This is a genomic window from Pontimicrobium sp. MEBiC01747 (genome assembly GCF_053601635.1).
Genome location: NZ_JBSHNS010000485.1, coordinates 1 through 9,127, shown reverse-complemented (window position 1 = coordinate 9,127; position 9,127 = coordinate 1). Strand labels below are relative to the sequence as shown.

Annotated in this window: 10 protein-coding genes; 6 read left to right on the top strand and 4 right to left on the bottom strand. The window is 30.9% G+C overall.

Features of this window, described 5'->3' with window-relative positions; all coding sequences use genetic code 11:
- The 3 genes from ACVC2P_RS15860 to ACVC2P_RS15850 all read right to left on the bottom strand — a co-directional run.
- Nucleotides 1–552: hypothetical protein (locus ACVC2P_RS15860; RefSeq protein WP_452599432.1), on the bottom strand; the 552-nt coding region annotated here is incomplete at its 3' end.
- 1 nt (nt 553) lies between these two features.
- A complete protein-coding gene (locus ACVC2P_RS15855; RefSeq protein WP_452599431.1) occupies nt 554–1,585 on the bottom strand; it encodes a hypothetical protein in 1,032 nt (343 codons plus the stop codon).
- 120 nt (nt 1,586–1,705) lie between these two features.
- Complete coding sequence (locus ACVC2P_RS15850) at nt 1,706–2,374, bottom strand: hypothetical protein (protein ID WP_452599430.1); 669 nt, start codon at nt 2,372–2,374, stop codon at nt 1,706–1,708.
- Nucleotides 2,375–2,749: 375 nt separating this feature from the next.
- Between ACVC2P_RS15850 and ACVC2P_RS15845 the strand changes: the two genes are divergently transcribed.
- Together ACVC2P_RS15845 and ACVC2P_RS15840 are read left to right on the top strand one after the other, a co-directional pair.
- Nucleotides 2,750–3,430, top strand: a complete 681-nt coding sequence (locus ACVC2P_RS15845; protein WP_452599429.1) for a carboxypeptidase-like regulatory domain-containing protein — start codon at nt 2,750–2,752, stop codon at nt 3,428–3,430.
- An 18-nt stretch (nt 3,431–3,448) separates the two neighbouring features.
- On the top strand, nt 3,449–4,459 hold the full coding sequence (locus tag ACVC2P_RS15840) for a transglutaminase domain-containing protein (protein WP_452599428.1): 1,011 nt from the start codon (nt 3,449–3,451) through the stop codon (nt 4,457–4,459).
- Nucleotides 4,460–4,499: 40 nt separating this feature from the next.
- Here the strand turns inward: ACVC2P_RS15840 and ACVC2P_RS15835 are convergent, their stop codons facing one another.
- The gene (locus ACVC2P_RS15835) at nt 4,500–6,131 is read right to left on the bottom strand and encodes an ABC-F family ATP-binding cassette domain-containing protein (RefSeq protein ID WP_452599427.1); all 1,632 of its coding nucleotides are present in this window, start codon (nt 6,129–6,131) and stop codon (nt 4,500–4,502) included.
- Between the two features lie 210 nt (nt 6,132–6,341).
- Between ACVC2P_RS15835 and ACVC2P_RS15830 the strand changes: the two genes are divergently transcribed.
- From ACVC2P_RS15830 to rplS, 4 genes are all read left to right on the top strand, one after another.
- Nucleotides 6,342–6,824: a phosphoribosyl-AMP cyclohydrolase gene (locus ACVC2P_RS15830; RefSeq protein WP_452599426.1), complete on the top strand. Its 483-nt coding sequence runs from the start codon at nt 6,342–6,344 to the stop codon at nt 6,822–6,824.
- Between the two features lie 115 nt (nt 6,825–6,939).
- Nucleotides 6,940–7,458 (top strand): hypothetical protein, encoded by a 519-nt coding sequence (locus ACVC2P_RS15825; RefSeq protein WP_452599425.1) that lies wholly within the window; start codon nt 6,940–6,942, stop codon nt 7,456–7,458.
- A 41-nt stretch (nt 7,459–7,499) separates the two neighbouring features.
- Nucleotides 7,500–8,177 (top strand): tRNA (guanosine(37)-N1)-methyltransferase TrmD, encoded by a 678-nt coding sequence (gene trmD, locus ACVC2P_RS15820; protein WP_452599424.1) that lies wholly within the window; start codon nt 7,500–7,502, stop codon nt 8,175–8,177.
- Between the two features lie 208 nt (nt 8,178–8,385).
- Nucleotides 8,386–8,739, top strand: coding sequence for a 50S ribosomal protein L19 (rplS, locus tag ACVC2P_RS15815; protein ID WP_452599423.1), 354 nt, complete (start codon nt 8,386–8,388; stop codon nt 8,737–8,739).
- Nucleotides 8,740–9,127: the final 388 nt, after the last annotated feature.

Below are 9,127 nucleotides of genomic sequence, written 5' to 3'. Positions count from 1 at the left end.
ATATACTTTAGAGGTCTGCCCATTTGCAAATACGACTTCTAAAGGGCCACAAATTTGATTGTCGAAAATAATTTCTCCTTCAACTAAATTAGTAAATAATGCCACATAATATTTTGGTGCTATCGTAAATGGAATATTAAGTCCACTGTAAACTTCTTTTTTTACTACCGTAATACTATTATCCATACCAGTCGCTAGATTTGCTATTTCTCCAGATCGGTTACGGATTAAAATATTAGAGGCATTAGTTTCGCCTCCAGCAATTAATTGTAAAACAGCATCTTTAGTTTCGCATATCCATTCTTTTCCCAGGTTAGTTTCTTTCTTTTGGGTAGGTGCGTATACGTTTTTTTCTTTATTGTACTTAGCTAAACCAACTAAATAGGTAACATCCCATTTAATTAATGCCTCTCCACTAGGTGCTGTTCTTTCTTGTTTCCATGACACACTGTCTAAATCTATAGTGTTTGGCAATTGTTGATAAATACAAAAAGTCCATGCATCTTTTGTTTTATTATTAAATTGAATAGTATGAGATATAACACTACTCATTTTAAGCCCATTTAATAGTGTAAAGTTCTGCTATATTAATTGGTCTAGTTTCTTTTCCATTTGTTTCATCATTGGTTTTAGATTTAGATGTTGGATCTATAACTATAGCTGCGCCTTTATCTCCAGTAAGAATTGTTTTATTTATAGAAAAATCTAACCCATGGTTATGCTTTAAAAACACATCTTTTTCTAATGTACTTACATGGTCTCCTTTTATAGTACTTTTACCTAAAGTTTCTCTATCATTTGCATCAGGGTCTATTTTTGAGCCATTATCCCATGCTCTACTAAAGTAACCAGCCATATTAACTAAGTATGGATTACCATTCTCGCTATTTACTCCAAATCTATTATTTAATACAGATCGTAATCTAGTATAGTTTGTAGATAATTCAATTATAGCATTACATAACGATAATTCTTCGGCAGGTGCATTTTCGGTAGCAATATATTGTTTACGTTCTCCTATAACACCTTGTACAATACATGGCAAATTCTCTAATGCTATTACGCCTACATTAGCATAGACCTTATTAACATAAATAATAGCTTTTGGTGTAGAGCAAGTAATATTTACTTCTAGTTTTGTAGCTTTTTCATTTACATTTAGTTCTAAATTTATAGCTTTTTTTTCTCCCGCTTTGTACAAGAAGGTTTTACTGCTTATAGACACTCCATCGGTAATGGAAAACGTTAACTCAAATGTAGTTGCTGCTGCTTCAGGATTTATAATTACTGCACATGCTGTTACTTTTTTTCCAAGAAGTTTATCTTTCCATCTAGGAAACTCACTAATTATTTGACTAAAAGCCATTTTAGAATCATCTGTACTTTTCTGTATTAAGCATGAGTTTGTACCTTCATCAAAACTTATTTTTCCATTAGCTCCAGTGTCTTCATAACCCCAACCATCTGGATGATTATATTTAACTACATTCCCTTCCTTATTACTGTAGTATAGAAAATCATGATTATATACTAAGTTTTGTTGTTGCATGGCATGCAACATATCATTTATTGAATTTTTCATCATAATAATTTTTTAGTTGTATTAAAAAAACCTCAACATTAATTAATATTAAAGTGTGTTTTTAGAAATAAAGACACCTAAACAATATTATAGTTTAGATGTCTTTACATGTACTATTCTGTTTTACAAAGTACCGTTAAGCATTTTAACACGCTTTTGTACATCTGTATAAGGAGCTTCAACTCTATTATCTGTTCCTACTTCTTGAAATACAAATATGTCACCTTCAATTTTTGCTTCATACATTTTAGCAATTTGGCCTCCTGCAAATACAACTTCTAATGGTCCATGCACTTGATTCCCAGAAATAACCTCTCCTCTCACCAAATCTTTAAATAATGCAACATAATATTTTGGTTTAGCTACAAATTGGGCACTATTTCCACTATAAACATCTTTTTTTACTAAAGCTATTTCTTTATCCATGCCTATTGCTAGGTTGGCTAACCTCTGTGATTGGTTAGAAATTAATAACTGACCTTCAGTTGTATTTCCATCTTCAAATAACTGTTGTACACCATCCTTAAATTGACATTGCCACTTTTTTCCAAGGTTTGTTTGTAATATTTGTGTAGCATTATAAACACCTTTCCCCCCACTTTGTCTATAACCTGCAACACCTGCATAGTACTGTATTTGCCATTGTACTCCAGAAGTACCACTTCTAGGCACTGTTGTTTGCTGCCATGATACGCTATCTAATCCTGGTGAGTCTGGTAATTCTTGATAGACACATAAAGTCCATGTTTCGTCTGTACTATTTTTAAAATCTACTGTATAAGTCGTTGCCATAATTTTTGGTTTTTAAATTGCCCTACTCTATTTTAATATTAGGCTTTTCGGGTTCTGCCTTTGCAACCTAAAAAGTAATGATAGTAGCGACTTAATTAAATATTCTACTCTTTAGATTACATTACAAATGTCCGACAACAGAAAGCTTTTTTTTAGGTAGATTTTACTAGTATTGATAAAACAGGTAAAATTACCTAAGCATTAATTTTACTTCTCATTTTGTTAATTATAGAAGACAAAGACATTTATTTACTACAAATTATGTTTACTAATCAACAAGGTTATTTCACTTATTAAAATGGCACGTTAACTCATTCTATATTTTATTCTAGCTCCATAAGTTTTAATTTTGAAGTATAACTAAAACAGATACCTATGAACAGTCCATTTAACTTAAATATAAAAACACCTTGCTCTAAAGATTTTAATGATTTTACACCTACAAAAAATGGAGGATTTTGTGGTTCGTGTAAACATGAAGTTATCGATTTTACAGGAATGAGTGCAGAAGAAACTATTAATTATTTTAAAACTAAAGCGTCTAAAAATACTTGTGGCCGATTTAATAAGGAGCAATTAAGAACCTACACGCCTACTGTAGAAAAAAGAAGAAACATAAGTTTTATAAGTGGCATAGGGCTAGCAATTATTTCTCTTTTTAGTTTTAGTAAAGCTGATGCTCAAAATATTAAAAGCCAAGATAATACTCTAAATACCATTCCGCCTAAATTTCAAAATACCATTAACGAAGAAAACATTACTGTTAAAGGAACTATAAATGACGAAAACGGATTACTAATGCCTGGGGTTAATATTCTTTTAGAAGGCACAAATATTGGAACTCAAAGTGATTTTGATGGCTATTTCAAATTTCCTAAACTACTAAAAAAAGGAGACGTTTTAATTTTAAATACTATTGGTTATAAATCTAGAAAAATAACTATTGAGGATAAAGATGCAACTTTAAACATCTCTTTAAAAGTAAACCTAGATGAAATGTCATGTGTTGTGATCGGTAAAGTTGCTGTAAAAAAAGTGTACAGCTCAAAAAAATAATACACTATACATAACATAATGAAAACGTATCTACACATTCTATTTATAATAGTTTTTAATAATTGTCTCTTTTCTCAAATCTCCGATTTTAAATCTGTAGACTTTACTAGAGCAGAAAATATTGCTAAGTTAAATAAAGGAGCAAGTGTAGAAAATCTACCTTTACTAGCATATAACTTAACCCATACTTTACAAACCGATGTTGAAAAACTTAGAGCCATATATATATGGGTATGCGATAATATTAAAGGAGACTATAAACAACAAAACACCGTTTTAAAAAAAAGAAAACAACTAAAAAACGACAGTATTGCTTTAACTAAATGGAATAAAGAATACAAAAGAATAACTTTTAAAAGGTTACTTAATCACAAAAAAACAATATGCACTGGCTATGCCTATTTAGTTAGTGAATTATGTTTTTTAGCCAATATAGAAAGTGTTATTATTAATGGTTATGGAAGAGACGTAGAATCAAATATTAATACACTAGAATCTGAAAACCACTCGTGGAATGCTGTAAAATTAAATAACAAATGGTATTTATGCGATGCTACATGGTCTAGTGGCTATATAGATGAATATGGTACTTTTATAAAAGCGTATAATGATGGCTATTTTTTAACTCCTCCTATTTTATTTGGAAAAAGTCATTTTCCATTACTACAAAAATGGACACTTAACAATACTATAACAGCATCTTCATTTACAAATGCTCCTTTAGTTTACACAGAAACGTATAAACATAATATACTACCAATTGCCCCGCAACACATGAACCAATTTATAAGTAAAAACGATAGTGTTACATTTAGTTTTAAATCCCTTGATTTTGAAACTACAAAAAAGGTAGCTTTAGTCTATTATATTGGAGCTAAAGAAACTACTTTAAAAATTGACGCTACTACCAACACAGACAATATTACATCGTTACGCTGTAAATTTAAACATAAAGGTACTTATGATGTTCATTTAAAAGTTAATGGAGATGTTGTAGCGACTTATACAGTAAAAGTTTCTAAACCTTAAAACATAAATACAGTAATAAAAATTGAATAAAAACGTGGAGTTACAAATCCATTTCTTTAATACTCTTAATTCTATTACGCTCTAAAAAAGCATCAATAGTTTCGAAATGCTCAATAACACGTTGGTTTTTAAATTCGAAAACTTTTTGAGATAGCCCTTGTAAAAAGTCACGATCATGTGATACTAAAATTAAAGTGCCATCAAAACCTAACAAGGCCTCTTTAAGGACATCTTTAGATTTTAAATCTAAGTGATTTGTAGGCTCATCTAAAATTAGCAAATTAACAGGTTCTAATAATAGTTTTACCATAGCTAATCTGGTTTTTTCTCCACCAGACAATACACCAACCTTTTTATCTATATCATCGCCTTTAAACATAAAACGACCTAAAATATTTTTTATTTGTGTACGTACATCGCCTTTTGCAACCTCATCTACCGTTTGAAATATTGTTAAATCTGGATCTAATAAAGCAGCTTGATTTTGCGCAAAATAACCAACTTGTACATTATGTCCTAGATTACATTTACCTTCAAAATCTATTTCTCCTAAAATAGATTTTATCATAGTCGATTTCCCTTCACCATTACGCCCCACAAAAGAGACCTTCTCCCCTCTTGCTATAGATAAGTTAGCATCTTTAAATACAATATGGTCACCATAGGTTTTTGTTAAACCTTCTACTGTTACAGGGTAATCACCAGAACGCTGAGCTGGAGGAAAACGTAACTTTAAAGCAGAAGTGTCTACCTCGTCTATTTCTATAATCTGTAGCTTTTCTAACATACGCTCTCGCGAAGCTACTTGGTTGGTTTTAGAATATGTTCCTTTAAAACGCTCTATAAATGCCATATTATCCGAAATAAACTTCTGTTGTTCTTGGTAAGCTTTTATTTGGTGACTACGGCGCTCTTCGCGTAATTGTAAATAATGAGAGTAGTTAGCTTTATAATCGTAAATACGTCCCATAGTAACTTCTACCGTTCTATTAGTAATATTATCTATAAAAGCACGATCGTGAGAAATTACCATTACTGCATTGGCCTTATTAACCAAAAAGTCCTCTAACCATATTACCGACTCTATATCTATATGGTTGGTGGGCTCATCTAATAAAATTAAATCTGGTTTTTGTAATAGAATTTTAGCCAATTCTATACGCATACGCCAACCTCCACTAAACTCGCTTGTTAATCGGGTAAAATCGCTTTGCTTAAACCCTAAACCTTTTAAGGCCTTTTCTACTTCGGCATCATAATTTATTTCTTCTAAAGCATAATAACATTCTCCAAGCTCCGACACTTTTTCTATAATTTTCATGTACTCGTCACTCTCGTAATCGGTTCGCGTTTCTAGAGCTTTATTTAGAGCCTCCATTTCATCACGCATTTTAAAAATATGACTAAATGCTTTAGAGGCCTCATCGAAAACAGTAGCATTATCTTCTGTTAATAAATGCTGTGGTAAATAAGCTATTACAGTATCTTTTGGGCAGCTTACCTTACCACGTGTAGGTTTTTGAGCGCCAGCAACAATCTTCATCATAGTAGATTTTCCTGCTCCATTTTTTCCCATAAGGGCAATTTTGTCATTAGGGTTAATAACAAAACTGACATCGCTAAATAATGTTGTGCCACTAAACTCTACTGCTAAACCATCTACTGTAATCATATTATTTTTTCAATTTTTAAAGTGTGCAAAACTAATAAAAACCAAGATAGTGTCCTTCTAATATATTTTAAAGTTTAACTTTTATTATTTCTAGACTAAAAAACAGGGGTTTATACGCTTAAAGAAATGGAAAGCAACAACTAGTTTCACTATAACTCACAGGTAGTTAGGAATTTACAAATACTATTAACCCCTAAAAAAGAAAAACAAATGAATGAAATTACAAAAGAAGACATCATTAAGGCTCAAGAAGGTTGGGGCAATGGTATTGTTAAAATAGGAAAAGTATATATAAATAAAGGAGATTATAAACAAGCAGCTATAGATCACATCAATACTTTTTATTTTTACCAAAATGGTGTTGTTTTATTTAAGCCTACATTGGCTTACCTAACTCCATTTAGATTAACCTTTGAAGGAGCTCTCTCTTATTTTATTGGAGGGAATAATACGTTTCCAGAAGACAAAGGTTTTGCATTAACGCCTTGGACCAATGTACGCTGGGAAAACGCTGCAGCCCCAATAATTAATGGTGATTCTGCTGTAGCCATGGGACACTACTTTTTTAAAGGAGAAACTAACGACCCAGAACTAAAAGTTAATTACTCTTTTGGCTATAAAAAAGATGATAACGGTAATATTCGCATTATATTACAAGACTCAAATTTACCATATTCACCTCCTAAGGAATAGTAGTATAAATACCATAACCTTAACTAGTAGTTATTTTATATTATTAGTTAAGGTATATAATTATTTTCTGTAACAATACTGCCAAAACTACTACTTATTACATAAAACATAATATATGGTAAAAAGTGAATTTATAAGAATAGCTAAACAGGAAAATGGAAAACTATCTTATAAAGATAACGACATTTCCATAGGCGGTGGTATTAAAAGCCCCAAAGTAATATACCATCTTAAAATAAGTCATAAAGGTCATGACATTATTATTATAAACGAAACAGGAACCAGTTATGCCGCTAGAATTACAACCCAGTTTTTAGTCTCTAAACAATCATTAAACTTTAAGTTAACTACAAAAAGTCATTTTTCTACACTGTTTTCTAAAACAAAAGAGCGTTTTAAATTAAAAAGTCCTAATCCTAACATGCTAAGTTTCATTAAAACTAATGAAAGCATGCAACTATTAAATACAATAGCCAACAATACATTATTTGAACCAAGTATAACTGGTTATTATAATAAGGCACACTATACTTTAGAGACTATATATCATGTACAATTTTCAGACTGGACACAAGTAATTGAACCTTTAATACACTTTTACAGGACTTTTATAGATGAGTTTAGCAAAAACTAATAAACAATTAAATTATCTTTGCAGTCTTATAAAGATGATACATGAGAATTGATATAATTACCGTTTTACCAGAGTTAATAAAAAGCCCTTTTGAAGCTTCAATTTTAAAACGAGCTATAGAAGCAAATTTGGTAGAAGTCCACTTTCATAATTTAAGAGACTACACTACAGATAATTATAAAACCATAGACGATTATCAATATGGTGGTGGTGCTGGTATGGTAATGCTTATAGAGCCTATAGACAAATGTATTACAGGTTTAAAAGCAGAACGCAATTACGACGAGGTAATTTACATGACCCCAGATGGAGAAACTCTAAACCAGGGTATGGCCAACAAACTCTCCTTAAAAGGAAATATAATTATACTCTGTGGGCATTATAAAGGTGTAGACCAACGGGTTCGCGATTTATTTGTAACCAAAGAAATCTCCATTGGCGATTATGTATTGTCTGGAGGCGAGTTAGGTGCAGCAGTACTATGCGATTCTATAATTAGATTAATCCCTGGCGTATTAGGTAATGAGACCTCTGCCCTAACCGATTCGTTTCAAGATAACTTATTGGCTCCACCAATATATACAAGACCGAGAGAATATAAAGGCCTAAAAGTACCAGAGTTATTATTTAGCGGAAACTTTCCAGAAATAGAAAAATGGAGAGAAGAGCAAGCATATAAGCGAACCAAAGAACGTAGACCAGATTTGTTAGATGAATAACTACAAACTAAAAGTAATCCGTTTATAGCCTTTAAAAAGTTTAGAATATATTTTACATTAAAACTACACTTTTAATCTCTAAAAAAACTTAATACTCATAGCGCTTTACTTTTAACTTTTTTACCTATATTTGCACCCAATTTCGGATTAACCTCTGGCGAGATACGTGAATGTTGCTCTGAATCAATACTTTAAAAAAAATATAAAGATGGAATCTTTAATTAAATTTGTACAAGACGAGTTTGTAACAAGAAAAGAATTACCAGAATTTTCGGCAGGAGATACAATTACTGTATACTACGAAATTCGTGAAGGAGAAAAATCACGTACACAGTTCTTTAGAGGAGTAGTAATCCAAAGAAGAGGAAGTGGATCTTCTGAAACATTTACAATTAGAAAAATGTCTGGAACTATTGGAGTAGAGCGTATCTTCCCAGTAAATTTACCAGCATTACAGAAAATCGAAGTAAACAAAAAAGGTAAAGTTCGTAGAGCTAGAATCTTTTACTTTAGAGGACTTACTGGTAAGAAAGCTAGAATTAAAGAAGTTAGAAGAAAGTAATATCCCTTTCTTAAATAATTATAAAAGCCTGTTTTTTTTTAAAGCAGGCTTTTTTAGTTATGAACTTTTGTTAATAACGCAAGTTCATAACAAGTTGATAACTAATTGATTAAAAAATTGATTTTTTTAATAATATATTTTACTTTAGACAAAGAATTTAAATACAACGCAAGTTGGTTAAGGTGTTAAAACCTAATTTGAATTAGATTCTATCTGAAGATTTATTCTTTACTTATTGTTTTTTGAGGTTTTTAAAATGGTAATATTTTAAAACCATGACGTTTTAAAAAGTAGTGTATGTGTATACAGGCAAAAACTAGTAAAACCGAAAGCTTAAAAAAGTAATTGAAACGAAAGAAACAATTATAATATAAGCAATGCTTTAGAG